This is a genomic window from Phreatobacter aquaticus (assembly GCF_005160265.1).
GTDB classification, from domain to species: Bacteria; Pseudomonadota; Alphaproteobacteria; order Rhizobiales; family Phreatobacteraceae; genus Phreatobacter; species Phreatobacter aquaticus.
The window spans coordinates 1,783,589-1,809,255 of record NZ_CP039865.1 but is presented as its reverse complement, the minus strand read 5'-3'; the positions used below and the strand labels follow the sequence as shown (position 1 = coordinate 1,809,255).

General features: G+C 66.4%; 24 protein-coding genes. 10 read left to right on the top strand and 14 right to left on the bottom strand.

The window, feature by feature from the left end; translation table 11 throughout:
• Nucleotides 1-27 precede the first annotated feature (27 nt).
• The 7 genes from E8L99_RS08450 to E8L99_RS08420 all read right to left on the bottom strand — a co-directional run bounded on the left by E8L99_RS08450 (nt 28) and on the right by E8L99_RS08420 (nt 7,226).
• Nucleotides 28-1,275 (bottom strand): branched-chain amino acid ABC transporter substrate-binding protein, encoded by a 1,248-nt coding sequence (locus E8L99_RS08450; protein WP_137099123.1) that lies wholly within the window; start codon nt 1,273-1,275, stop codon nt 28-30.
• A gap of 155 nt (nt 1,276-1,430) precedes the next feature.
• Nucleotides 1,431-2,621, bottom strand: coding sequence for an acetyl-CoA C-acyltransferase (locus E8L99_RS08445; protein ID WP_137099122.1), 1,191 nt, complete (start codon nt 2,619-2,621; stop codon nt 1,431-1,433).
• 22 nt (nt 2,622-2,643) lie between these two features.
• Complete coding sequence (locus E8L99_RS08440) at nt 2,644-3,573, bottom strand: SDR family NAD(P)-dependent oxidoreductase (protein ID WP_137099121.1); 930 nt, start codon at nt 3,571-3,573, stop codon at nt 2,644-2,646.
• 12 nt (nt 3,574-3,585) lie between these two features.
• Nucleotides 3,586-4,047: a MaoC family dehydratase gene (locus E8L99_RS08435; protein ID WP_215907061.1), complete on the bottom strand. Its 462-nt coding sequence runs from the start codon at nt 4,045-4,047 to the stop codon at nt 3,586-3,588.
• Nucleotides 4,048-4,053: 6 nt separating this feature from the next.
• On the bottom strand, nt 4,054-4,872 hold the full coding sequence (locus tag E8L99_RS08430; RefSeq protein WP_137099120.1) for an SDR family oxidoreductase: 819 nt from the start codon (nt 4,870-4,872) through the stop codon (nt 4,054-4,056).
• 14 nt (nt 4,873-4,886) lie between these two features.
• Nucleotides 4,887-6,023, bottom strand: a complete 1,137-nt coding sequence (locus tag E8L99_RS08425; protein ID WP_137099119.1) for an acyl-CoA dehydrogenase family protein — start codon at nt 6,021-6,023, stop codon at nt 4,887-4,889.
• A 12-nt stretch (nt 6,024-6,035) separates the two neighbouring features.
• The gene (locus tag E8L99_RS08420; protein WP_137099118.1) at nt 6,036-7,226 is read right to left on the bottom strand and encodes an acyl-CoA dehydrogenase family protein; all 1,191 of its coding nucleotides are present in this window, start codon (nt 7,224-7,226) and stop codon (nt 6,036-6,038) included.
• Between the two features lie 235 nt (nt 7,227-7,461).
• On the opposite strand from E8L99_RS08420, the gene E8L99_RS08415 reads away from it, so the two are divergent.
• Together E8L99_RS08415 and E8L99_RS08410 are read left to right on the top strand one after the other, a co-directional pair.
• Nucleotides 7,462-9,102 carry a long-chain fatty acid--CoA ligase gene (locus tag E8L99_RS08415; RefSeq protein ID WP_137099117.1) on the top strand — a complete coding sequence of 547 codons (1,641 nt, stop codon included), beginning with the start codon at nt 7,462-7,464 and terminating at the stop codon, nt 9,100-9,102.
• A gap of 25 nt (nt 9,103-9,127) precedes the next feature.
• The gene (locus tag E8L99_RS08410) at nt 9,128-9,766 is read left to right on the top strand and encodes a TetR/AcrR family transcriptional regulator (RefSeq protein WP_168201607.1); all 639 of its coding nucleotides are present in this window, start codon (nt 9,128-9,130) and stop codon (nt 9,764-9,766) included.
• Nucleotides 9,767-9,775: 9 nt separating this feature from the next.
• Here E8L99_RS08410 and E8L99_RS08405 read toward each other — a convergent pair whose 3' ends face one another.
• Entirely contained in the window at nt 9,776-10,567 is a 792-nt protein-coding gene (locus E8L99_RS08405) for a HugZ family pyridoxamine 5'-phosphate oxidase (RefSeq protein WP_252511297.1), read from the bottom strand.
• 145 nt (nt 10,568-10,712) lie between these two features.
• Between E8L99_RS08405 and hisD the strand changes: the two genes are divergently transcribed.
• The 3 genes from hisD to E8L99_RS08390 are packed head-to-tail and all read left to right on the top strand — an operon-like array spanning nt 10,713 to nt 12,993.
• Nucleotides 10,713-12,008, top strand: coding sequence for a histidinol dehydrogenase (gene hisD / locus E8L99_RS08400; protein ID WP_137099115.1), 1,296 nt, complete (start codon nt 10,713-10,715; stop codon nt 12,006-12,008).
• Nucleotides 12,009-12,045: 37 nt separating this feature from the next.
• On the top strand, nt 12,046-12,528 hold the full coding sequence (locus E8L99_RS08395) for a UPF0262 family protein (protein ID WP_137099114.1): 483 nt from the start codon (nt 12,046-12,048) through the stop codon (nt 12,526-12,528).
• Between the two features lie 3 nt (nt 12,529-12,531).
• Entirely contained in the window at nt 12,532-12,993 is a 462-nt protein-coding gene (locus tag E8L99_RS08390; RefSeq protein ID WP_256371383.1) for an arsenate-mycothiol transferase ArsC, read from the top strand.
• On the opposite strand, the gene E8L99_RS08385 is transcribed toward E8L99_RS08390, so the two are convergent.
• The 4 genes from E8L99_RS08385 to E8L99_RS08370 all read right to left on the bottom strand — a co-directional run bounded on the left by E8L99_RS08385 (nt 12,994) and on the right by E8L99_RS08370 (nt 17,362).
• On the bottom strand, nt 12,994-14,067 hold the full coding sequence (locus E8L99_RS08385) for an NAD(P)H-dependent flavin oxidoreductase (RefSeq protein ID WP_137099113.1): 1,074 nt from the start codon (nt 14,065-14,067) through the stop codon (nt 12,994-12,996).
• Nucleotides 14,068-14,142: 75 nt separating this feature from the next.
• Nucleotides 14,143-15,201: a GTPase ObgE gene (obgE, locus tag E8L99_RS08380; RefSeq protein WP_137099112.1), complete on the bottom strand. Its 1,059-nt coding sequence runs from the start codon at nt 15,199-15,201 to the stop codon at nt 14,143-14,145.
• A gap of 97 nt (nt 15,202-15,298) precedes the next feature.
• Entirely contained in the window at nt 15,299-16,459 is a 1,161-nt protein-coding gene (gene argE / locus E8L99_RS08375; protein ID WP_137099111.1) for an acetylornithine deacetylase, read from the bottom strand.
• Between the two features lie 9 nt (nt 16,460-16,468).
• A complete protein-coding gene (locus E8L99_RS08370) occupies nt 16,469-17,362 on the bottom strand; it encodes a LysR family transcriptional regulator (RefSeq protein WP_137099110.1) in 894 nt (297 codons plus the stop codon).
• Nucleotides 17,363-17,653: 291 nt separating this feature from the next.
• On the opposite strand from E8L99_RS08370, the gene E8L99_RS08365 reads away from it, so the two are divergent.
• The 5 genes from E8L99_RS08365 (at nt 17,654) to E8L99_RS08345 (ending at nt 23,233) form a co-directional block, all read left to right on the top strand.
• The gene (locus tag E8L99_RS08365; RefSeq protein ID WP_137099109.1) at nt 17,654-19,267 is read left to right on the top strand and encodes an ABC transporter substrate-binding protein; all 1,614 of its coding nucleotides are present in this window, start codon (nt 17,654-17,656) and stop codon (nt 19,265-19,267) included.
• Between the two features lie 76 nt (nt 19,268-19,343).
• The gene (locus E8L99_RS08360) at nt 19,344-20,321 is read left to right on the top strand and encodes an ABC transporter permease (protein WP_137099108.1); all 978 of its coding nucleotides are present in this window, start codon (nt 19,344-19,346) and stop codon (nt 20,319-20,321) included.
• Between the two features lie 16 nt (nt 20,322-20,337).
• A complete protein-coding gene (locus E8L99_RS08355; RefSeq protein WP_137099107.1) occupies nt 20,338-21,255 on the top strand; it encodes an ABC transporter permease in 918 nt (305 codons plus the stop codon).
• Nucleotides 21,256-21,263: 8 nt separating this feature from the next.
• Nucleotides 21,264-22,244: an ABC transporter ATP-binding protein gene (locus E8L99_RS08350; protein WP_137099106.1), complete on the top strand. Its 981-nt coding sequence runs from the start codon at nt 21,264-21,266 to the stop codon at nt 22,242-22,244.
• Nucleotides 22,241-23,233 (top strand): ABC transporter ATP-binding protein, encoded by a 993-nt coding sequence (locus E8L99_RS08345; protein ID WP_137099105.1) that lies wholly within the window; start codon nt 22,241-22,243, stop codon nt 23,231-23,233. The genes E8L99_RS08350 and E8L99_RS08345 overlap by 4 nt, the downstream gene beginning before the upstream one ends.
• A 3-nt stretch (nt 23,234-23,236) precedes the next feature.
• Here E8L99_RS08345 and E8L99_RS08340 read toward each other — a convergent pair whose 3' ends face one another.
• Nucleotides 23,237-24,919, bottom strand: coding sequence for a thiamine pyrophosphate-binding protein (locus E8L99_RS08340; protein WP_391527480.1), 1,683 nt, complete (start codon nt 24,917-24,919; stop codon nt 23,237-23,239).
• A gap of 125 nt (nt 24,920-25,044) precedes the next feature.
• Nucleotides 25,045-25,662, bottom strand: coding sequence for a glutathione S-transferase family protein (locus E8L99_RS08335; RefSeq protein WP_137099103.1), 618 nt, complete (start codon nt 25,660-25,662; stop codon nt 25,045-25,047).
• Nucleotides 25,663-25,667: the final 5 nt, after the last annotated feature.

The window sequence follows — 25,667 nt, the reverse complement described above, 5'->3', positions numbered from 1 at the left end:
GCCGCGATTCCTCTGGTCCTTGGCGGATCAGCTGGCGGGACGCCGCATCTGGCAGGTCGAGGCCATCGACGTTGCGGGACCCTCGATCTTGATGTCGGTCTTGAAGCCGAGACCGGTGTTGTCGACGTCGAACTTCACGTTCTCGGCCAGCGTCGAGATGTAGAGCGGCTGGATGAGCTGGTGATTGTCCTTGCGCATCGAGGCCGTACCGGTCTCGATCTTGATCTCCATGCCCTCGAGCGCCAGGGCGACCTCGCGCACATCGACCGATTTGGTGTCGTTCATCGCCTTGGCCAGCATGTCGAACATCACCTTGACCCGATAATAGTAGTAGTCGAGGTCGCGGTGCTTGGCCTTGAAGGCGCGGACGATGTCATCCATGCCGATATCGGGGATGTTGGCGTGCCATTCGGTGATCTGGCGCACCAGGCCGACAGCGGGCTTGCCCATGCCGGCGACCGCGCCGAGGCCACCGCCGTAATAGGTGAAATAGGGCACGTTGAAGCCCGCATCCGACGAGGCCTTGATCAGGAGCTGCATGTCATTGCCCCAGTTGCCGGTGATGACGGCCTGGGCGCCGGCGGCACGCATCTTGGTGATGTAGGGCGAGAAATCGCGGACTCGGGCCAACGGATGCAGCTCGTTGCCGACGATCTGGATGTCAGGGCGCTTGGCTCCGAGCATCTTCACCGCGGCATCGGCCACCGCCTTACCGAAGGAATAGTCCTGGCCGATGATGTAGATGCGCTTCAGATCCGCCTGAGCCTTGATGTAGTCGGTCATGGCCGACATCTTCATGTCGGAATCGGCATCGAAGCGGAAGTGCCAGAACGAGCACTTGTCGTTGGTGAAGACCGGATCGACCGCGGCATAGTTCAGATACATCACGGTCTGGCGCGGGTTGCGCGCATTGTGCTTCTCGATGGCATCGACAAGCGCCGAGGCGACCGAGGAACCGTTGCCCTGGGCGATGTAGCGGACGCCCTGGTCGATCGCCTTCTCAAGCTGGACGATCGATTCCTGCGGGTTGAGCTTGTTGTCCATGCCGACGACTTCGAGCTTGCGCCCGCCGGCAACACCGCCGGCCGCATTGATGCGCTCGCACTCGAACTCGAACTGCTTGAGCCCACCGTCACCGACCGGGGCCATGAAGCCCGAGAGCGGATCGATGAACGCGATCTTGACCGGCGCGCCCTGGGCCCGCAGCGGCATGGTGGACAGGGCAGCGGCGGCAATGCCGGAGCCAATGACCTGACGGCGATTGAGACGGGACATGGTGATCCTCCTGTGATGGCGCCCGGCCGCCGGGGGCGGTAGTTCGGGACGCACGGGGTTTCCTCTCGAAACAACTGGCCGCTTGGCGCGGCTCTCGTCGAATGGGCGAGACGGCAGGGGTCAAACCCCGCCATCCCACCGGATTGTAGAAGAGGTCAGGCGACCTCGAACAGACCAGCGGCACCCATGCCGCCACCGATGCACATGGTGACCACCACGTGCTTCGCGCCGCGGCGCTTGCCCTCGATCAGCGCATGGCCGACCAGGCGGGCGCCCGAGACGCCATAGGGATGGCCGACCGCGATGGCGCCGCCATTGACGTTCAGCCGGTCATTGGGGATGCCGAGCTTGTCGCGCGAATAGATGACCTGCACGGCAAAGGCTTCGTTCAGCTCCCACAGGTCGATGTCCTCGACCTTGAGGCCGGCGCGCTTCAGAAGCTTCGGCACGGCGAAGACCGGGCCGATGCCCATCTCGTCGGGCTCGCAACCAGCGACCGCGAAGCCCTTGAAGATGCCGAGCGGCTTGAGGTTGCGCTGCTCGGCAAGCTTGGAATCCATGATGATGGCCATGGAAGCGCCGTCCGAGAACTGGCTGGCATTGCCAGCGGAGATGACACCGCCCTCGAGCGCCGGGCGGATCTTGGACACGCCCTCATAGGTCGTGTCGGCGCGGATGCCCTCGTCCTCGGAGAGAGTGACCTCCTCCTGCCAGGTGCGCACGACCTCCTTCTTGTCGTTCATCTCGAACTTGGTCATCGAGGTGGTGAACGGCACGATCTCGTCGTCGAACTTGCGGCCCTGGCGAGCGGCGGCGGCGCGGCGCTGGCTCTCGACGCCATACTCGTCCTGCAGCTGGCGCGGGATGTTGTAGCGCTTGGCGACCGTCTCGGCGGTCTGCAGCATCGACATGTAGATGTCGGGCTTGTTGGCCTTCAGCCAGGGGTCGATCAGGTTCGACTTGTTGAAGCTGTTCTGGACCAGCGAGATCGATTCCACGCCGCCGGCGGCATAGATGTCGCCTTCGCCGGCCAGGATGCGCTGGGCGCCCATGGCGATGGTCTGCAGGCCCGACGAGCAGAAGCGGTTGACCGTGACGCCCGACACGGTGACCGGGCAGCCGGCCGAGATCGCCATCTGGCGCGCGATATTGGAGCCGGTGGCGCCTTCCGGATTGGCGCAGCCAACGATCACGTCCTCGACCTCGCCCGGATCGATGCCGGCGCGGGCGATGGCGTGACGGGTGGCATGACCGCCCATGGATGCACCATGGGTGTTGTTGAGGGCGCCTCGGAACGACTTGGCAAGGCCCGTGCGGGCAGTGGAGACGATGACGGCTTCGCGCATGGCGCTTCTCCTTGAAATCTGATCAGCCGCGGGGCGGAAGGGCAACGCCCTTGGCAGCCGCGGCCTTCATGGCAAATTTTGTTGTCTGCTCGAAGGCGCCCTGCAGCGCCTTCTGGCCGTCGGGATTCGAGATGTCGTCGAACCGGGCGGCAATGGTCTCCGGCGTACGCTCGGCCTCGTCGAGATAGATGCCCTCGGTCTCGTAGATCATGGTGCGGGCGAAGGCGCCGGCGCCCGCGCAGAGGATGACGCGCGACGGCGCCTTGTCGCTGACGAGGAACAGAACACCGGGCGTGATCGATTCCGGCGTCAGCAATTGCAGCGCATCCGGCGGCAGCAGGTCGGAGGTCATACGGGTGGCCGCCGTCGGCGCCAGCGTGTTGACGCGGATGTCGTTCTTGGCGCCTTCAAGATGCAGCACGTTCATCAGGCCGACCATGGCGGATTTGGCGGCGCCATAGTTCGACTGGCCGAAATTGCCGTAGAGCCCCGACGACGACGAGGTGAACACGATGCGCCCGTAATTCTGGGCGCGCATGATCTCCCACACCGCCTTGGTGCAGTTGACCGTGCCCATCAGGTGCACGGCCATCACGGCCTCGAAGTCCGGCAGCTCCATCTTGACGAAGGTCTTGTCGCGCAGGATGCCGGCATTGTTGATGAGAATGTCGATGCGGCCCCACTTCGCCATGGTCTTGGCGACCATGTCCTGAACCTGGGCGAAATCGGCGACATTGGCGCCATGCGCCATCGCCTCGCCGCCGGCGGCCTTGATCTCGGCGACCACCTTCTCGGCGGCTTCCGACGATCCGCCGGTGCCGTCACGTGCGCCGCCGAAATCGACGATCACCACCTTGGCGCCACGGCTGGCCAGGCCCAGCGCGTGGGACCGGCCGAGTCCGTTGCCGGCTCCCGTGACGATGGCGACGCGCCCGTCGAAACGAATGGTCATGCTGTCAGTCCTTCACTTGGTATAGGCGAGCGTCACCCAGTCGGCGATGAGGGCCGGCTTGTCGCCTCCCTCGATCTCGACGGTGACCGCATAGGTCAGTTGGTGCTGCTGCGGGCTCTTGGAGTCCAGCGCCTTCAGCACGAAGCGGCCGCGGATCTTTGATCCGGACTTCACCGGGCTCATCATGCGCAGCTTGTCGAAGCCGTAGTTGACGCCCATCACCCGGCCGGCAACCCCCGGCAGAGCGTCAATGGCGAAGGCCGACAGATAGGACACGGTGAGGAAGCCGTGGGCGATGGTGGTGCCGAACGGCGTCTTCGCCGCGGCCACCGGATCGATATGGATGAACTGGAGATCGTGGGTCAGATCGGCGAAGGAGTTGATGGTCGCCTGGCTGATCTCGAACCATTTGGAGACGCCGATCTCCTGGCCGATCTGCGCCTTCATCTCGTCAATGGTCATCTCTGCTGCCATGGGGGGTCACTCTCCTCCGAAGAGCTTGTGGCCGGAATCGACATGAATGCCGCCGTCGACCGGCAGGATCGCGCCGGTCGTATAGGCGCCGCCGCGTCCGCACAGGAACAGGAGGCAGCCCATGATGTCGCTCGGCCGGCCGATCCGTCCGATCGGCGTATCCGCCGCCGCGTGAGCCTGCCCTTCATCCGACGACAGTGCAAAGGCGGTCATTCGGCTGATGAAGGGACCGGGCGCCAGTGCATTGACGGTGATGCGGCGTCCCGCCAGTTCCAGAGCGAGGATGCGGGTGAGGTGGTGCACGGCCGACTTGGAGGCGGCATAGGAATAGGCGCCGGCCCCGACGGGGATCGTGCCCATGACCGAACCGACATTGACCACGCGGGCGGGATCGTCGGTGCTGGCGTTCTTCTCGAGAAGCGGCAGCAATTCCTGGGTCAGCGTGAACAGGCCGGCCACATTGACCGACATGACGCCGTCCCAGGCCTTGAACGGGAAGGCGCCGAGCGGCGTGCCCCAGGTCTTGCCGGCATTGTTCCAGAGGATGTCGAGACGGTCGGTGCGGGAGCGGACCTCGTCGGCCAGCGCCTTGACGCCCGCTTCCGTGCCGACGTCGCCGCCGAAGCCTTCGGCCGAGCCCGAACCGCCGAGCGCATTGAGCTCCTTCGCCACGGCTTCGCAGGCATCCGCCTTGCGCGAGGCGATCAGGACCCGGGCGCCGGCCATGACCAGCGCCTCGGCGCCCATGCGGCCAATGCCGGTGGCGCCACCGGTCACCAGTGCTGTCTTGCCCTTCAGGCCGAACAGGGTTTCGAGAAAGGTCATCTCATCCACTCCGGTCAGAACCCACGCGCCAGCGCCACGCGATCGGCGTGGAAATCGGCATCGCCATAGAGTTCGGAGGCCACCTGCATGCGCTTGGCGAACAGGCCGATGTCGATGGCGTCGGTCATGCCGATGCCGCCATGCATCTGGATCGCCTCCTGGGCGGCGAGCCGGGCAACCGACGCCGCCTTGGACTTGGCCAGCGAGACCGCAAGTGCGGCCCCGGCAGGATCGGCATCGAGCGCCTGGAGCGCACCGAGCACGGCGGATTTCGCGATCTCGATCTCGCTGAACAGATGGGCGGCGCGATGCTGCAGGGCCTGGAAGGCGCCGATGGTGCGGCCGAACTGCTTGCGCTCTTTCAGATAGTCGACGGTGCGGCCGAAGCTTTCCTGGGCATTGCCGGAGAGTTCGGCGGCGAGGCCTGCACGCCCGGCGCCGAGGACGATCTCGAGCAGGCCTAAGCCATCATCGATCTCGCCCAGCACGTCCGCACCGGTGATCTGCACATTGTCGAAACTGACATGGGCTGCGCCGCGGGAATCCAGAGTGACGACACGCTCGGAGGACACGCCCGCAAGCTTCGAATCCACCAGGAACAGGCTGATGCCCTTGGTCTCGCCAGCCGATCCTGCGGTACGGGCCGCGACCAGGAAGGCGTCCGCCACCTGACCATCGGCGACATAGGTCTTGGCGCCTGACAGCCTGAACCCGTTGCCGGAGACTTCCGCCTTGAGCGCCGTCTTTTCCGGCGCGTGCTTGCGGCCCTCGTCGATCGCTGTCGCGATGATCGTCTCGCCCGCCGCAATGGCCGGAAGCCAGCGCTCCTTCTGGGCGGGAGAGCCCGCCCGCGAGACGGCGGTCGCCGCCATCATGGCCGTGGAGAGGAAGGGCGAGGCGGTCAGCGTGCGGCCCATTTCCTCGCAGATGATGCCGGCGCCGACAAAGCCGAAGCCGAGACCACCCGCCTCCTCCGGCACGAGAATGCCGGTCCAGCCCATCTCGGCCATCTGGCGCCAGAGGTCGCGGTCGAAGCCGTCGGCGACCTTCTCGTCGCGCAGCTTGCGGAGCGCGGCGACAGGCGCCTTTTCCTGGATGAAGCCCTTGGCCGCATCGGCCAGCAGGCGCTGGTCTTCGTCATGAACGAGCATGGCTTCGACCCCTTACGCGGACGGCAGTTGCAGGAGGCGCTTGGCGACGATGTCGAGCATCACCTCCGACGTGCCGCCCTCGATCGAATTGGCCTTGGTGCGCAGCCAGCCACGCGGCAATTCGCCGTCATTGGTGCGGGCGCCTTCCCATTCGAGGCCTTGGGTCCCAGCCGCCCGCATCATCAGTTCGTAGCGGCGCTTGTTCAGCTCGGTGCCGTAATATTTGAGCACGGAGGACTTGTCGCCGACGCCGCGGCCGCCGGAGGCCGCTTCGTCCTTGTAGCGGGTCATGGTGAGGGCGAAGGCCAGCGCGTCGACCTCGGCGCGCGCCATGTCGACGCGCAGGAACGGATCGGCGAGCCGGCCGTCGTCGCCGACGCCGATCTCCTGTGCGGCCAGCTGGCCGGGCGAGCGACCGCCGAGCAATCCGCCGCCACCGCCGCCGATCATCTCGCGCTCGTGGGTGAGCAGGTATTTGGCGATATCCCAGCCGCGGTTGAGCGTGCCGACCAGATTGGCCTTCGGCACCTTCACACCGTCGAAGAAGGTCTCGCAGAACGGCGACTTGCCGGAGATCAGCATGATCGGCTTGGTCGAGACGCCGGGCCAGGTCATGTCGAAGAGAATGAACGAGATGCCGAGATGCTTGGCCGCGGAGAAGTCGGTCCGCACCAGGCAGAAGATCATGTCGGCCTTGTCGGCATAGCTCGTCCAGATCTTCGAGCCGGTGACGACGAAATGGTCGCCGCCATCGTCGGCGCGGGTCTGCAGCGAAGCGAGGTCGGAGCCGGCATTGGGCTCCGAATAGCCCTGGCACCAGCGGATCTCGCCGCGCGCGATCGGCGGCAGATATTCGAGCTTCTGCTCATGAGAGCCGAACGCCAGCAAGGCCGGGCCGAGCATCCAGATGCCGAAGCTCTCCAGCGGCGAGCGCGCCTTGATGGCGGCCATCTCCTGCTTGAGGATCGTCACCTCCTCATGGGAGAGACCGCCGCCGCCATATTCCCTAGGCCAGGCCGGTACGGTCCAGCCACGGGCCGCCATCCGCTCCAGCCAGACGCGCTGCGCTTCCGACTTGAACACCCAGTTGCGGCCACCCCAGCAGATGTCGTCGTCGCCGCGCACGGGCACGCGCATCTCGGCCGGGCAATTCGCCTCCAGCCACGCGCGTGTATCCCGCCGGAATTGGTCCAGCGCTTCCATCGGACGCCTCCCGTTCTGGCCCGGCGGTTTTCCGCAGGCTCGACTGCTTCATTCGTTGACGGCCTTGCCTGAGCAAGGACATACTGATGAGTATGTTCAGGCTCGGCAGACTTGTCGAGAGGGTTTGTCCCAAGCGCGGCGAACTTTTTGCCGCGGCACTCGACCGGACGGCACGGGCCTGAAGACCAACGATCAACCGCCGATCAACGGCGGACAATCCAGGGAGGAGACCGCCATGGTACGCGGCATGATGATGGACACCCCGCTGAACGTGTCAGCGGCACTCGAATATGGCGCGGAGATGTATCCCGACGCGGCGATCGTCTCGGCGGCGATCGAGGGCGGCATGCACCGCACGACCTTCGGACAGATGCTGCCACGCACCGCGCAGCTCGCCCATGCGCTGAAGGCCCTCGGCGTGAAGGAGGGCGACCGCGTGGCGACACTCGCCTGGAACGGCTACCGCCATCTCGAGCTCTATTACGCGATCGGCGGCATCGGCGCGGTCTGCCACACGATCAATCCGCGGCTGTTCCCGGAACAGCTGGTCTACATCGTCAATCACGCCAAGGACCGCGTGATGTTCTTCGATATCAATCTGGCGCCGCTCGTCGCCAAGATGCGCGCCCATTGGCCGAAGGACCTGATCTATGTCGCCATGTGCGACGCCGCCCACAAGCCGACCGGCGAGGGGCTGGAGGGCGTGCTGGCCTATGAGGATCTGCTGGCGGGACAGCCGACCTGCATCGCCTGGCCGACCATCGACGAGAATGCCGGCGTCTCGCTCTGCTACACGTCGGGTACGACCGGCGAGCCCAAGGGCGCGCTCTATTCGCAGCGCTCGGTGATGCTGCACGCGCTGTTCACCCTGACCTCCGGCATGCCGGGCCTGCGCTCGGGCCAGACGATCCTGCCGGTGGTGCCGCTGTTCCACGTCAATGCCTGGGGCCTGCCCTATACGGCGCCGATCATCGGGCTCAACCTGATCATGCCGGGTGTGAAGCTCGACGGCCCGAACCTCTATGATCTGCTCGAGAGCGAGAAGGTCTTCTCGTCCTGGGGCGTGCCAACCGTCTGGATGGGCTTGCTGGCGGAAATCCAGAAGCGGGGCAAGAAGCCCTCGGCGCTTGGCGAGGTGATCATTGGCGGCTCGGCGGCGCCGCGCGCCATGATCGAGGCCTTCGAAAAGATGGATATCTCCGTCGTCCACGGCTGGGGCATGACCGAGATGAGCCCGGTCGGCACGCTTGGCACCTTGCCGCCGAAGGATCGCGACAAGCCCATCGAGGAGCGGATCGACCTGAAGGCCCGGCAGGGCCGCCGGATGTTCGGCGTCGAGCTGAAGATCGTCGATGAGGCGGGCAAGCGCCTGCCCCATGACGGCGAGGCCTCGGGCGAATTGTTCGTCAAGGGACCCGGCATCATTTCCGGCTATTACGAGAACCCGGAGGCCAGCGCGAAGGCCTTCGATGCCGAGGGCTGGTTCGGCACGGGCGACGTCGCCAAGATCACGCCGGACGGCTATCTGATCATCGTCGACCGCACCAAGGACCTGGTGAAATCGGGCGGCGAGTGGATCTCCTCGATCGATGTCGAGAATGCCGCCCTGTCGCATCCGGGCATCGCCGCCTGCGCCGTGATCGGCGTGCCCCATCCGAAATGGCAGGAGCGGCCGCTGATGATCGCGGTCAGGGCCTCCGGCGCCGATCCCAAGAAGGAAGAGGTGCTTGCGACACTGGAAAAGGCGATCGCAAAATGGCAAATGCCGGATGACGTCGTCTTCGTCGATCAGCTGCCGCTGACCGCGACTGGCAAGGTGTCGAAGCTGACATTGCGCAAGCAATTCGCCGATCACGCCCTGCCGGATGTCGACTGATCCCCTTCCAGCCGATCGAGTGCCGATGACCGCCCTGCCGCAGGCCCGCCAGTCCCATGCCCGTCGCGAGGAGGTTCTCGCGGCGGCTGCCGAATGTTTCATGCGGCGGGGCTACGAGGCCACCTCCATGGACGATGTCGCCGACGCGCTCGGCGCCACCAAGGGACGCGTCTACCACCACTTCCCGTCCAAGCCGGACCTGTTCTTCGAGGTCTACCGGCGCGCGATGGAAATCCTTATGCAGGGGGCAGCGCCGGCGATGGCGGACGCCGGCACGGCGGAGCGACGGCTGTTCGGTCTCGCCAAGGCCCACACGCTGGCCATGATGGAATCCCAGACCTTCCAGCGTTCGCTGACGCTCGGCGTCGACCTCTACCGGTTCGGCTCGCCGAGCGACGAACACAAGGTGGTGCTGGAAGACCTGATGCGGCTGCGCTTCACCTATGAGGACCTGTTCCGCAAGGTCTTCGCCGAGGGGCAAGCCGATGGATCTCTAAAGGTGCCCGACCCCTCGCTCGCCATGCGCACGATCCTCGGAGCGCTCAACTGGGTGGCAGTCTGGTACTCGCCTCGCCCCGGCGAGGACCGTCCGCATCGTGACAAGCTCGCCGAGCAGATCGTCGAGACGGTGCTCGGCGGCTATCTGGCGCCCAGGAGCGGCTGAGCCGCCGCCTCAGCTCGCCTTCGCCCGCGCTGCGCGCACCATCGTGACCAGCGTCTTGTGCAGCTGGTCGCCGGTGGTCACGCGCTCGGGGAACAGGACGCGGGCGGTGCGGTCCCCCGCGGCGAGTTCGAAACCTTCGGGATCAGCGCCGGTCATGCGCCAGGGGCCGGGATCCTCGCCGGCCAGAACCGTCGCATAGAGAGACACGGCCTCGGCATGGTCGTCGTTCATATGCGCGATGGCGCCCGCCTCCGACGCGATGAGGTCCGCGGCATCGGCGACGTCGATGATCAGGTCGGAAGCCGGCAGATCGGCGGCACGGGCAAAGCCGCCATTGAGATGGCCGGCAGCAACCGACAGCCGCCAGATGCTGAAATCGGGGAAGTCGATATAGATCTGCGACTTCGGATTGCGCAGGAGGAACCGGCCGCGCAGCCGGGCGCGCGTGGCGTCGTCAGTGATCTTCTCGAAGGCGCCGAGCACGGTGAGGCGCGGATGGGCGAGCGGATCGCCCTTGCCGGTGCGTGCGAGCAGCAGCGACGCCCGCGGATCGGCCTTGAGGTTCGCCGTATGGCTCGACAGGTTGGAGATGGAGATGATGGGCGAGCCGTCGGTATCGGTCGCAACGGTCACCAGCGTTGTGACGGGATGGCCGGTATTGCGGTCGATCGTGCCCAGCGCCGCCGTGCGCACGCTGCGCAGCAGGTCGCGCGCCCAGGCCACCGGCTTGAAATCGGCGGGCTGCGGCGCGTTCTCCGGGATGTTCCCCGGCATGGCGCCGGGCTGGGTCTTGATGTCCATGGCCTGTCTCCGTTGCGGCCTGAATGGCAGGCGCCGCCCATGCGCGCAACCGACCGGACATAGGTGCCGCAACAGCCCGGCAACCCGCCGCACTTGACGCCGGGAACCTCGTCCCGCATGGCTCCCGCCGATCAGGAACATCGCCATGCCCATCCGACTGTCCACCGCGACCGCTGATTTCGAGGCCCGCTTCGTCGAGCTTCTCGCCATGAAGCGCGAGGTCTCGGAGGAGGTCAGCCAGACCGTCAAGGCGATCGGCGCCGAGGTGATCGCACGCGGCGACCAGGCGCTGATCGACTATACGGCCCGGTTCGACCGGCTGACGCTGACGCCCGCGACGCTGCGCGTGACGCCGGAGGAGATCGCGGCCGCGACCGCCCAATGCGATGCCCGGACGCTCGAGGCTCTCCGGCTCGCGGCGACCCGCATCCGCTCCTATCACGAGCGCCAGAAGCCGAAGGACGATCGCTTCGTCGACGCGCTGGGTGTCGAGCTCGGCTATCGCTGGACCGCCATCGAGGCGGTGGGCCTTTATGTGCCCGGCGGCACCGCCGCCTATCCGTCTTCCGTCCTGATGAACGCCATTCCGGCGAAGGTTGCGGGCTGCCCTAGGATCGTCATGGTCGTGCCGGCGCCGGGCGGCATTCTCAACCCGCTGGTGCTAGCGGCCGCCGAGCTGGCCGGCGTCGACGAGGTCTATCGGATCGGCGGCGCGCAGGCGGTCTTCGCGCTCGCCCATGGCACCGAGACCATCCGCCCGGTCGCCAAGATCATGGGGCCCGGCAATGCCTATGTCGCGGCCGCCAAGCGGCAGGTGTTCGGCACGGTCGGCATCGACATGATCGCCGGTCCGTCCGAAGTTCTGGTGATCGCCGACGGCACCGCCAATCCCGACTGGATCGCCGCCGACCTGCTGGCCCAGGCCGAGCACGACGTCGCGGCCCAGTCGCTGCTGATCACTGACGACGCATCCCTGGCCGAGGCGGTCATTGCCAGCGTCGAGAGCCAGCTCGCCACTCTGCCGCGCGCCGACATCGCCGGCGCCAGCTGGCGCGACTTCGGCGCGGTCATCCAGGTGCGGTCACTGGACGAGGCCGTGCCGCTCGCCGACCGGATCGCCGCCGAACATCTGGAGATCATCGTCGAGGACGGCGAGGCGCTGTCCGCCCGCATCCGCAATGCCGGCGCGATCTTCCTCGGCGGTCACACGCCGGAGGCGATCGGCGACTATGTCGGCGGCTCCAACCATGTGCTGCCGACGGCACGCTCGGCGCGCTTCTCGTCGGGCCTCGGCGTGCTCGATTTCATGAAGCGGACCTCGATCCTGAAATGCGGGCCGGACCAGTTGCGGGCGCTCGGGCCGGCCGCCATCGCATTGGGTGAAGCCGAAGGTCTTGCCGCCCACGCACGATCGGTGGCGATCCGGATGAATCTCGGATAAGCGAGACAGAGGGGATCGACCCTTCCGGAGGCATGGCATGACGGCTCCGAAGACGTCGCGGCGACTTGTGGCGGTGACGCTGGACGAAGCGTCAATCGGGCGCCCGTCGGCCGATATCGAGCACGAGCGCGCGATCGCCATCTACGACCTGCTCGAGCAGAACAGTTTCGCGCCCAAGGGCACGGACGAAGGGCCGTTCGCGCTGGCGATCTCGCTCTCCGAGGGCAAGCTCGTCCTCGACGTGAAGCACGAGGATGGCCGGCAGGTCGTTACCCATATCCTGTCGCTGACGCCGTTCCGGCGGATCGTGAAGGACTATTTCATGATCTGCGACAGCTATTACGAGGCGATCCGCACCGCGACGCCAGCCCAGATCGAGACCATCGACATGGCCCGCCGCGGCCTGCACAACGAGGGCTCGGAGACGCTCACCGAGCGGCTGAAGGACAAGCTCGAATTCGATTTCGATACGGCACGGCGGCTGTTCACGCTGATCTCGGTCCTGCACTGGAAAGGCTGAGGCTTGTCCGACCGCCGCCGCAACCCTCAGGCTGTCCTGTTCGCATGCGGCATGAACCAGGTGCGCTCGCCGATGGCTGCGGCCCTCATGAAGCATTTCCACGGGCGCACCGTGTTCGTCGAGAGCGCGGGCGTGCACAAGGGCGAGCATGACCCCTTCGTCGACGCGGTGATGGACGAGATCGGCATCGACACCCAGAAGACCAGGCCGAAGACCTTGGAAGAGCTGGAAGAGTGGGAGGGGCTGAACTTCGACCTGGTGGTGACGCTGGCGCCCGACGCCCACCACAAGGCGCTGGACCTCACCCGCACGCTCGACATGGAGGTCGAATACTGGCCGACCCCGGATCCGACGCTCGCGCAGGGGTCACGGGAGCAGCGGCTGGAGGCCTATCGCGAGGTGCGCGACATGCTGCTGATGCGGATCCGCAAGCGTTTCAGCCGAGCCAGCACCGGCAACGAGTGATCAGGACAAGGCCGAGAGCAGCGCTTTCGCTTCCGATGCCAGCAACCGGGTCAGATCCCCCGCTGGCATGGCGCGGCCGAGGGCCGCCGCCTGGCCCGACCAGAGCGACGAAAAATCCGCCGATCCTGCCGCTTCCGCCCGTGCCTTGAGCGGGGCCAGCGCGCCACCTGCGGTCGGGAAGGCTGGGGCATCAGTGGAGAGCGGGCCGATCTCACGCATCACGCGGTTGACGAGCCCCCGCGCCGGGCGGCCGGTGAACAGGTTCGTCAGGGCGGTGCCATCGTCCGTGGCGCGGGCGAGCGCCGCCCGGTGCATGGGCGTGATCGTCGCCTCAGGTGTGAAGAGATAGGCCGTACCGACCTGGACTGCGGAGGCGCCGAGCGCGAAGGCGGCGACGATGCCGCGGGCGTCCGTGATGCCGCCGGCCGCGATCACCGGCAGCTTCACCGCATCCACCACCTGCGGCACCAGCGCCAGGGTGCCGGGCTGGGCGCCGACGTCCTCTCCGAGGAAAATCCCGCGATGGCCGCCAGCCTCGTTGCCCTGGGCAATGATCGCGTCACAGCCGTGATCCGCCAGCCAGCGGGCTTCCGCCGCAGTGGTGGCGGACGACAGGACCCTGGCACCGGCCGCATGGACGCGATTGACCAGACGCTCCTCGGGCAGACCGAAATGAAAGCTGACGATCTCGGGGCGGAATTCCTCGACAAGCTCGCAGAAGGCATCGTCGAACGGCGCGCGGTTGGACGCTGGGATCGGACCTTCGGGATCAATGCCCAGTTCCCGGTAATAGCCGGCGAGCCGCGCCCGCCATTGCGCTTCGCGGGCAGCATCCGGAACGGGCGGCTTGTGGCAGAAGAAGTTCAGGTTGATCGGCCGGCTGGTGCGCTGCCGGATGATGCCGAGTTCGGTGCGCGCCTGCGCCACCGAGAGCAGAGCGCAGGGCAAGGCTCCGAGCCCACCGGCCTCGGATACGGCAATGGCCATGCCGGCGCCTTGAGCGCCGGCCATGGGAGCCTGGAGGATCGGCAGGTCGATGCCGAGAAGATCCTGGATACGTCGGTCGAGCGGCATGGCGATGCCTCCAAACGTGCGCGGGGGCGCAATCTGGCGGGTTCGACGCCGTTCAGCCAGCCTGCCGAACGGCCATCAGGGCCGCCAGGTGGTCGCAACCGGAACGTCGTCCTCGACGATGACCTTGGGCGGGGCCTCGGCCGCGCGCGCACCGTCGATGATCATCAGGAGTTCGGTCAGGGCCGCCTCGACACCCTCGCCGGACGCCGCCGACAGGGCGAGCGGGGCGCGCTTGGCCGCCCGCTTCAGCCGCGCCATCTGTTCCTTGCGGGTGGCCGGATCGAGCGCATCGACCTTGGACAAGGCGACAATCTCGGGCTTCGACGCGAGATCGCCGCCATAGGCTTCGATCTCCTCGCGCACCAGCTTGTAGGCCTTGCCGGCATGGTCGCCGGTGCCGTCGACGAGATGCAGGAGCACGCGGCAGCGCTCGACATGGCCGAGGAACCGGTCGCCGAGGCCATGGCCCTCGTGGGCGCCCTCGATGAGGCCGGGAATGTCGGCGAGCACGAATTCGCGGCCGACAGCACGGACCACGCCGAGGCCCGGATGGAGCGTCGTGAACGGATAATCGGCGATCTTCGGCTTGGCGGCGGTGGTGGCGGCCAGGAAGGTCGACTTGCCCGCATTGGGCATGCCGACCAGGCCGGCATCGGCGATCAGCTTCAGCCGGAGGATGATCCAGGCCTCGATGCCCGGCTGGCCGGGATTGGCGTGGCGCGGCGACTGGTTGGTCGAGCTCTTGAAATGGGCATTGCCGAAGCCGCCATTGCCGCCCTGGAACAGCACGACCTTCTGGCCGACCTCGGTGAGGTCGGCGACCAGCGTCTCACCGTCTTCCTCGAAGATCTGGGTGCCGGCCGGCACCTTCAGCACGACATCGGCGCCGCGGGCGCCCGCACGATCACGGCCCATGCCGTGGACGCCGGTCTTGGCCTTGAAGTGCTGCTGGTAGCGGTAGTCGATCAGGGTGTTCAGGCCATCGACGCATTGCACGACGACATCGCCGCCGCGACCGCCGTCGCCGCCGTCAGGGCCGCCGAACTCGACAAACTTGGCGCGATGGAACGAGACACAGCCGGCGCCACCCGCGCCCGACTTCACGTAGACCTTCGCCTGATCCAGAAACTTCATAATTGTCCACAGCCGCCGGGATGGCGGGCCGCGTCTCTATAGCAAAAATGCCGCCGGGGACAGCAAAAACCGCCCCGGCGGTGACTTTGCGCCGGGATCAATGGCGGCGGGCGTGGTCGATCAGCCGGGCAATGAAGTCGTCGGACTTGGTGAGTTCGATCGCCTCGACATATTCGTCGGGCTTGTGGGCCTGCTCGATCGAGCCCGGGCCGACCACGACGGTGGGAATGCCGATCTCGTGGAACAGGCCGGCTTCGGTGCCATAGGCGACCTTGGCATGGTCATTTCGCCCAGCCAGGTGCTTGGCGAGCACGGTCACGGCTGCATCGGCCGGGGTATCGAGACCGGGCACCAGCGACAATTCCTCGAAGGTGAAGCCGCAGGCGGGGTCTATCGCCTTCATCGGCGGCTCCAGCACATCGCGGGCATAGGCCTCAAGCTCGGCAACGATGACATAGGGATCGTCGCCCGGCACGCAGCGCAGGTCGAAATCGATGACGCATTCGCCGGCGACGATGTTGCGCACCGTGCCGCCCTTGATGACGCCGACCGAGGTGGTGCTGAAGGGGACGGAATAGAGCATGTCGAGATCCTTGCGGGCGGCGAGCCGCTGGCCGATCTCGTTGATCTTGACGATCAGCTTGGCGCCTTCCTCGATGGCGCTGACGCCGAAGGGCCGGAGCGAGGAATGGGCCTCCTTGCCGCGCACCGTGCAGCGCATGGGCCGGCCGGTCTTGTGGGCGGTGATCACCTGCATGTTGGTCGGTTCGCCGACGAAACAGGCCTCGGGCTTCAGCGGCCGCTCCTTCAGCACGGCGAGCAGCGTGCGCACGCCGCGGCAGCCGACCTCCTCGTCATAGGAGATGGCGAGATGGATGGGCTTGGCGAGCGGCGCTTTCACCATGGCGGGAACGGCGGCGAGCGCGGAGGCGACGAAGCCCTTCATGTCGCAGGTGCCGCGGCCGAAGAACTTGCCGTCCTTCTCAACCATCTGGAACGGATCGGTCGACCAGTTCTGGCCATCGACCGGCACGACATCGACATGGCCGGACAACACATAGCCCGCGACATCGCTCGGACCGATCGTCACCCAGAGATTGGCCTTCTTGCCGGTCTCGTCATAGACCCGCTCGCCCTTCAGCCCGAACCCGTCGAGATAGGTCTCCACCCAGTCGATCAGCGGCAGGTTCGAGTTCCGGCTCGTCGTGTCGAACGAGATCAGCTTGGCGAGAATGTCGGGAGTCGAGAGCGGTGACATGATGACCTTTCAGGCAATGGCGGCGGAATAGATGTCTTCGATGGGCTGGCTGCGGGTGAAGTCGGCAAGCCGGCGGGCAGCGGGGCTTGCTGGCCCTTCGGCGGCAAAGATGAAGGCGGTCTCGTAGGCGACCCGTGGCAGGAAGGGGCGGAAGACCACGCCGATGTCGGGGCGCAGCGCCACCGGGAACGGATTGAACACGGACAGGCCGACGCCAGAGCGTACCATCTCGACGGCGGAGACGACGGTTGCGGTCTCGCAACGGACCTTGGGGCGCGCGCCGGCCTCGGCAAAGATGCGGTCGAGCGTCGCGCGGATGGTGAGGCGCCGCGCGAAGGAGACGAAGTTCTCGCCGTCGAGATCGGAGGCCTGGATATGCGGACGGTCGGCGAGACGATGGCCGGCCGGCAGCGCGCAGACCGCGAAGGAGCGCCGGAACGGCTCCCGCAGCAGGGCCGGATGGGAGATGTAGCTGTCGGAGATGCCGATATCGGCCTTGCGGTCGGCGACGGCGGCAAAGACATCCGGCGATGTGGTGATCTCCAGCGACACCGTCTCTTCCGGTTGGGCCGCGAGATAGCCGGCGATCACGCGCTGCAGGAAGTGATGGGCGATGGTCGCCGGCGCGACCACACGCAGCGGCTCATGCGATTGCGCGTTCCACGAAAAGCGATCCAGCTTGGAGAGCGCATCGAAGACCGGTGTCGTCTCGGCGAACAGCGCCAGGGCATCGGCCGTCGGCACCAGGCGGCCGCCCTCGCGGCGGAACAGCTGCCGACCCGAGCGTTCCTCCAGCAGAGCAATGGTGCGGCTGACCGCCGGCTGGGAAATGCCAAGCTGGGTGGCAGCCGCCGTCATCTTGCGGGCGACAACCAGCGCCCGCAGAACCTCCAGGTCGCGCATGGAGGCAAAGCCCCGCACACCCTCGGAGAGGGCGCCGGCGTCGTCAGGAACGGTGGCGCGCGCTATAGACACTATAACAAAACGCTATGATATTTTGATTGACGATAATCTGGATGAAAAAGAAGCTGTTGTGAAGAGCGGTGCGGACAGGGCTGTCCAAACGCTTCAGGCGCGCTATGTCGCAGCGGCGTTGCCGGACGGGGCTAGCTCGCGCCGCGGATTTGGCATTTGCTTCGACCAAGGGTGGCGTTCAGTCCGCCTTTTCAATCTGATCAGAAGCAGGGGAACGACATGCGTCGACTTCATCACATCCTGGCTGCAGCCGCGACCGCCTTCGTGCTGGTCGGACCGGCCGCCGCACAGGAGCTCCGGGTGGGCTTGTCGTCCGAGCCGAGCTCGGCCGATCCGCACTTTCACAATCTGACGCCGAACATCCAGCTGCGCTGGCACGTGTTCGAGAGCCTGCTCGATCAGGACAAGAACCAGCAGCCGATCCCGCGGCTCGCCGAGAGCTATCGCGCAGTCGATGCCACCACCTGGGAGTTCAAGCTCCGCCGCGGCGTCAAGTTCTCTGATGGCACCGAGCTCACCGCCCGCGACGTGATCTTCTCCTATTGCCGCATTCCGAAGGTCGAGAACTCGCCCTCCTCCTTCATCGTCAACACCCGCGCTGTCGCGACCATGACCGCGCCGGATCCCTATACGATCGTGATGACCACGACGGCGCCGCATCCGCTGCTGCCGATCGAGACCGCCAATATCGCGATCATCTCGGCCAAGGCCGCTGGCGCGCCGGAGAACCTTGCCTTCAATCGCGCTGGCTGTGCCGGTGTGGACGCCTGGCCGAAGACCGAGGACTTCAACTCGCTGAAGCTTGCCATCGGCACGGGTCCCTATCGCTACACCCAGTTCACGCGTGGCGACCGGATCGTGGTCGAGCGCAACGACGCCTATTGGGGTCCGAAGCCGGCCTGGTCGAAGGTCACCTTCCGTCCGATCACCCAGGCCGCCGCGCGCGTCGCGGCCCTGCTCGCCGGTGATGTCGACTTCATCGAGAACCCGCCGATCCAGGATCTGCCGCGCATCCGCGCCAATCCCCAATTCGCGACCGTGCAGGCCCTGTCGAGCCGGATCATCTACCTGCACTTCAACTACCTGACCGAGACGCCGCCGCCGGGCGTCACCGACACCGGTGGCAAGAACCCGTTCCGCGACCGGCGCGTGCGCGAGGCCTTCAGCCTGGCGCTTGACCGCGATGCGATCGTTGCCCGCATCATGGGCGGCGTCGCGGTGGCGGCGGCCGAAATGCTGCCGAGCCCGCTGCCCGGCACCAATGCGGACGCCAAGCCCGCCCGTCCCGATCTCGACCGCGCCAAGCGCCTGCTCGCCGAGGCCGGGTTCCCCAACGGCTTCTCGATCACGCTCGCGACCCCGAACGATCGCTACATCAATGACGGCCAGATCGCCCAGGCGGTCGCCCAGATGCTCACCCGCATCGGCATCAAGACGCAGGTCGAGGCGATGACCGCCTCCACCTTCTTCGCGCGCCGCAATCGCGCCGAGTTCGGCTTCTGGCTGGCCGGATGGGGCGCCGATACCGGCGAGATGTCGAACCCGCTGCGCGCCCTGATCTCGACGCCCGACCGCAATCGCGGCATGGGCACGACCAATCCGGGCGGCTATTCGAACGCGGCCGTTGACGCCAAGGTCGTGGAGGCGCTGACCATGGTGGACGATGCCAAGCGCAACGCGCTGCTGGCGGAGGCCTCGCGCATGTCGATGGCCGATTTCGGCCTGCTGCCGCTGCATTTCGAAGTGTCGGTCTGGGCGTTCCGCAAGGGCCTGACCTACGAGGCGCAGATGAACCAGTACACGCGCGCCGAACTGGTGCGGCCGGCTCCGTAACGCGCGAGCCGCCCCTGCCCCTTCCGGTTCGCCGGGAGGGGCACGCCCCGACATCCCGATCCACGGGGAACCGCCCATGCTCGTCTTCATTCTCCGACGTCTCGGCCAGAGCGCCTTCGTGGTCGCCGCCATGGCCGTGCTCGTCTTCATGGGCGTCTATGCGATCGGCAATCCGATCGACATCCTGCTCGCTCCCGACGCTGACCAGACCGAGCGCGACGCGGCGATCGCCCGGCTCGGTCTCGACAAGCCGCTCTATGTCCAGTTCGGCGTCTTCGTCTGGAACATGCTGCACGGCGATTTCGGCAAGAGTTTCGTCCACGGCGTCGATGCCATGGGGCTGATCGTCTCGCGCATGCCGGCGACCATGGAACTGGCCGTGCTGGCCCTGTTCATGACCGCGATGATCGGCATCCCGCTCGGCGTCATTGCCGGACTGAAACACGACACGATCGTTGGCCGCTCGATCGTCTCCGGTTCGATCGTCGGTTTCTCGCTGCCGAACTTCTGGTTCGGCATCATGATGATCCTCTTGTTCGCGGTAACGCTGCAATGGCTGCCGGCCGGCGGGCGTGGCCCCACAGGCACGCTGTTCGGGGTGGAGCTCTCGCTGCTCAATCCGTCGGGCTGGCCGAACCTGCTGATGCCGGCGCTGACGCTTGCCATCTACAAGACCTCGCTGGTCATCCGCCTTGCCTATGCCGGCACGCGCGAGGCCATGCTGCAGGACTATGTCCGGTTCGCCCGCGCCAAAGGCCTGTCGCCGCGCCGGATCATCGGCGTCCATGTTCTGAAGAACATCCTGATCCCGGTGGTGACCGTGCTCGGCCTGGAGCTTGGCGCGATGATCGCCTTCGCGGTGGTGACGGAGACAGTCTTCGCCTGGCCCGGCATGGGCAAGCTCCTGATCGATTCCATCTACCGGCTCGATCGCCCGGTCATCGTCGCCTACCTGATGGTGGTCGTGGTGATGTTCGTTGTGATCAACCTGACCGTCGACATCCTCTATTCGATCCTCGATCCGCGGGTTCGCCTGCAGGATATCGAGAAGTAAGCGCGAGGGCCGCCCGATGACCGATACCGCGCTGCCGGCACCTGCCGCCATTGCCACCGATGTGGAGACGCCGTTCCGCCGCTTCGTCTCCGAGTTCAGCGAGAACCGCGTTGCCGTCGGCGCCCTGGCGCTGGTGACGCTGCTGACGCTGGTCTCCATCTTCGCGCCCTGGCTGACGCCGCAGAACCCCTACGATCTCAACCAGATCTCGATCATGGACAACATGTTGGCGCCGGGCGAGAGGTCGCTTGAGGGCAAGCTGTACCTGCTCGGCACCGACGACCAGGGCCGCGACATGCTCTCCGCCATGATCTATGGCCTGCGCCTGTCGCTGTTCGTCGCCGCCGCGGCGACCCTGATCGCGCTGGTGGTGGGACTGACGGTCGGCGTCATCGCCGCCTTCTTCGGCGGCAAGGTCGATGCCGTCATCATGCGGCTGGTCGATCTGCAGCTGTCGTTCCCGGCGATCCTGATCGCGCTGATCCTGCTGGCCGTGCTCGGCAAGGGCATCGACAAGGTCATTCTCGCTCTGGTGGCCACCCAATGGGCCTATTATGCCCGCACCGTGCGCGGCGGCGCGCTGGTCGAGCGCAGGCGCGAATATATCGAGGCGGCGCAGTGCCTGGCCCTGCCGAAGTACCGGGTCATCTTCCGCCACCTCCTGCCGAACTGCCTGCCGCCGCTGATCGTCGTGGCGACCGTGCAGGTGGCGCATGCGGTGTCGCTGGAGGCCGTCCTGTCGTTTCTCGGCGTCGGCGTGCCCATCACCGAGCCCTCGCTCGGCCTGCTGATCTCCAACGGCTACAAGTACATCCTCTCAGGCAAGTACTGGGTCAGCGTATTCCCGGGCATCGCGCTGCTCATCACCATCCTGCTCATCAACCTGGTCGGCGACCATCTGCGCGACCTGTTGAACCCGCGCCTGAAGAAGTGAGCGACAGCATGGCTCCGGTCCTCGAGGTCCAGGATCTCAAGACGCATTTCTTCACCCGCGGCGGCGTGGTGAAGGCGGTCGACGGCGTGTCGTTCAAGGTCGAGCGGGGCGAGGTGCTCGGCCTTGTCGGCGAGAGCGGCTCCGGCAAGACGGTGACCGGCTTTTCCATCCTCGGGCTGATCGACCCGCCGGGCCGGATCGTCTCCGGCTCGATCAAGATCATGGGCGAGGATGCCGCCCGCTATGACGAGGCGCATTGGCGGACCATCCGGGGCAAGAAGGTCGCCATGATCTTCCAGGACCCGATGATGACGCTTAATCCGGTGCTGCGCGTCGACACCCAGATGATCGAGACGATCCAGGCCCACGAGGACGTCTCGACGGAGAGCGCCCGCGAGCGCTGCCGCGAGGCGCTGGTGCAGGTCGGCATCGCCTCGCCCGATCAGCGGCTGGAGAGCTATCCGCACCAGTTCTCCGGCGGCATGCGCCAGCGCGTGGCGATCGCGATCGCACTGCTGCACAAGCCGGCGCTCATCATCGCCGACGAACCGACGACGGCTCTCGACGTGACGATCCAGGCGCAGATCCTCGCCGAGGTGCAGAAGCTTGCCGCCAATACCGGCACGGCCCTGGTCTGGATCACCCATGACCTCGCCATCGTCTCCGGTCTCGCCGACCGGGTGGCGGTCATGTATGCCGGCCGCGTGGTGGAGGAAGGTGCGACCGCCGACGTGCTGGCAAACCCTGCCCATCCCTACACCAAGGGCCTCCTGGAGAGCCTGCCGAGCCGCAATGCGCGCGGTGTGCCGCTTGCCCAGATCGCCGGCATGACGCCAAACCTCCTGAAGCTGCCGACCGGCTGTGCCTTCGCGCCGCGCTGCGTCGCGGCCAGGCCCGATTGCACATTGGCGCCGCCGGAAGAGACCCGGCCGCTGCCCGACCGGCGGCTGCGCTGCTTCCACCCGGTTCTCGACGGAGTGGCCGCATGACGACGCCGATCATCGAAACCCGCGGCGTCTCCAAGCGCTTCTCGAAAGAACCCGATTTGGCAGCCAAGCTGGCTGGGCTCCTCGGCGCCGGTCCGAAGCGCGAGGTGGTCCATGCGCTCGATCATGTCGACCTGAAGGTGATGCCCGGCGAAGTGCTGGGCCTCGTCGGCGAGAGTGGCTCGGGCAAGTCGACGCTCGGCCGCATCATCGCGGGCATCTGGAACGAGAGCGAGGGCTCCATCCTGTTCCAGGACAAGGAGCGCAAAAAGCTCTCCGGCGCGGAGAAGCGGGCGGCCGAACTGGCGGTGCAGATGGTGTTCCAGGACCCGATGTCGTCGCTCAATCCGCGCATGCGGATCGGCGATGCGATCATCGAGGCGCCGATCTATCACGGCATTGTCGCGAAGGCCGACGCTGAGGCCTATCTCTCTGATCTCATGCGCAAAGTCGGGCTCGACCCGGCCTATGCCAAGCGCTATCCGCACCAGTTCTCGGGCGGCCAGCGGGCGCGCATCGGCATTGCCCGGGCGCTGGCGGTGAAGCCGAAGATGATCGTCGCGGACGAGAGCGTGGCGGCGCTCGACGTGTCGATCCAGGCGCAGGTCTTGAACCTGTTCATGAAGCTGCGCGAGGACTTCGGCCTCACCTATCTGTTCATCAGCCACGATCTCGGCGTGGTCAGGCACGTCGCAGACCGGGTGGCGATCCTCTATCTCGGCCGGATCGTCGAACTGGCACCGGCGGAAGAGCTGTTCTCGACGCCAAACCATCCCTATACGCAGGCACTGCTCGCCGAAGTGCCGCGGGTGGACACCGGCAAGCGGCAGTTCAAGCCGATCGAGGGCGAGATCCCCTCGCCGCTCAATCCACCGTCAGGCTGCCATTTCCATCCGCGCTGCCCGCTCGCCATGGCGCGCTGCAAGACGGATATCCCGGCGCTGAGGGAGATCGCGCCAGGACGGCTGTCGGCCTGTCATCTGAACGGGTGAGCGTCACTTCTTCGCGGCGAAGGCCTTCTCGCGGATCGCGTCGATCGTCGTGGTCGGCGTGATCGCCTGCTGGTCGAGGAAGCAGTGGAGGATTGCCGGCTTGCCGGAGGCCACCGCCCGCTCGAAGGCCGGCGCGAATTCCGCCGTCTCGCGGACCGTCTCGCCGTGGCCGCCATAGGCGCGGGCGAGCGCGGCGAAATCCGGGTTCTTCAGCGTGGTAGCCGAGACGCGGGTCGGATAGTCGCGCTCCTGATGCATGCGGATCGTGCCGTACATGCCGTTGTCGACGACGATGACGATGATCGGCAGATCGTACTGGCAGGCGGTGGCGAATTCCTGGCCGTTCATCATGAAGCAGCCGTCGCCCGCAAAGGCGACGACGGTCTTTTCCGGATTGATGCGCTTGGCGGCAACTGCAGCCGGCGTGCCATAGCCCATCGAGCCCGAGGTCGGGGCGAGCTGCGAGCCGAACTGCTTGAAGCGCAGGAAGCGGTGCACCCAGATCGCGTAGTTGCCGGCGCCGTTGCAGATGACGGAATTGTCCGGAAGGCGGTCGCGCAGCCAGGCCATGATCTCGCCGTACTGCAGCTTGCCCGGCAGGCGCGCGGGATTGCCGGTCCAGCCGAGATAGCTCTCGTGAGCGGTGGTGGCGCGGCCGGCCCAGGCGAGCGTCTGCGGCGGCTGCAGGCCCTCGGCGGCGGCGGCGAAGGCCGTCGGGCTTGCCTGGATCGCCAGCGTCGCCTGATAGACGCGGCCGAGTTCCTCTGCGCCGGGATGAATGTGGACGAAGGGCTGGCTCGGCTGCGGGATGTCGAACAGCGTGTAGCTCTGCGACGCGATCTCGGAGAGGCGGCCGCCGAGCGCGATGACGAGATCGCTCTCCTGGATCAGCTTGATCATCGAGGGATTTCCGCCGAGGCCGAGGTCGCCGGCATAGTTCGGATGGTCGCTGCTAAACAGCATCTGACGGCGGAACTGGCAGATGACCGGCAGGTCGAAACGCTCGGCAAAGCGCGCGATGGCCGCGGTCGCCTTGGCCGACCAGCGCGAGCCGCCGAGGATGAGCACCGGCTTCTGCGCCGCCCAGAGCATCTTCTGCAGCTTCATCATGTCGGTGTTGCCGGGCCAGGTCTCGGCAGCCTCGACATAGGGAGCGTCGGGGACGGAGGCGCTTTCGGTCAGCATGTCCTCGGGCAGGACGAGGACGACGGGGCCGGGACGGCCCTGCATGGCGGTGGCGTAGGCCCGCGCCACCATTTCCGGGATGCGGGCAGCATCGTCGATCTCGGCGACCCATTTGCACATGCCGCCGAAGAGCTGGGTGTAGTCCACCTCCTGGAAGGCATCGCGTCCGCGCATGCCGCGCTCGATCTGGCCGACGAACAGGATCATCGGGGTCGAATCCTGCTGGGCGATGTGGATGCCCGGCGAGGCATTGGTGGCGCCGGGGCCGCGGGTGACCATGCAGATGCCTGGACGTCCCGTGAGCTTGCCATGGGCCTCTGCCATCATGGCAGCGCCGCCTTCGGCCCGGCAGATGGTGACCTGACACTTGGCGTCATGCAGCGCGTCCAGCACGGCGAGATAGCTCTCGCCGGGCACGCAGAAGCAATGGTCGGCGCCCTGGGCGACGAGCTGATCGACCAGGATCTGACCGCCGGTGCGGGTCACGGTGTCGGGGCGCATGGACATATCCTCGGGTGTCGTCACGGCCGCGCGACGGTCGCGGCTTCATTCGCCGCGGACCATAGCGATGCCACGCCCCGCGGGGAAGTTCCGGAAATGCGGGGGACGCTTCCGTCCGCAGCGGTTCAGTCGCCCCTGAGCGCGAAGGCCTTCTTCGCCGCCGGCCGCTCCATCGCGCCCGTGTACCAGGCGGTTATCGCCGGCTTGTCGGCCAGGAGGTTCGACAGGCGGAGATAGAACACGCAGGCCGCGACATTGAGGTCCGCCACCGTGAAGCGCCCGCCGACCAGGTGGCCGGAATGGGCGGCCAGATGCGCCTCCAGCACGGCGAGCGGGGCCTTCAGTGCCTCGATGCTCTTCGCGAGCAAGGCGTTGTCGCGCTCGGCTTCGGACTTGAGGCTGCCATGGGTGAGCACGGCAAGCGCGGGGGTCTCGACCTCGGTGACCGCCCACATGCTCCACATGGTCATGAGGCCATCCTCATCGACATCCTTCGGGCTGAGCGAGCCTCCGACCTTCTTGGCCAGATGCAGGTTGATGGCGAGTGATTCCCAGAGGATCACACCGTCAACATCGGCGGCGGGCACGCGGCCGTTCGGATTGAGCTTCAGGAAGTCGGGCTTGCGGGAGCCTTCCGGGCCATAGACGGTCTGAACGTGCTGGTAGGCCAGACCGAGCTCCTCGGCCATCCAGAGGTTGCGGATGGCGCGCGAGCGGGCAATTCCATAGATCGTGAGTTTCATGGTCG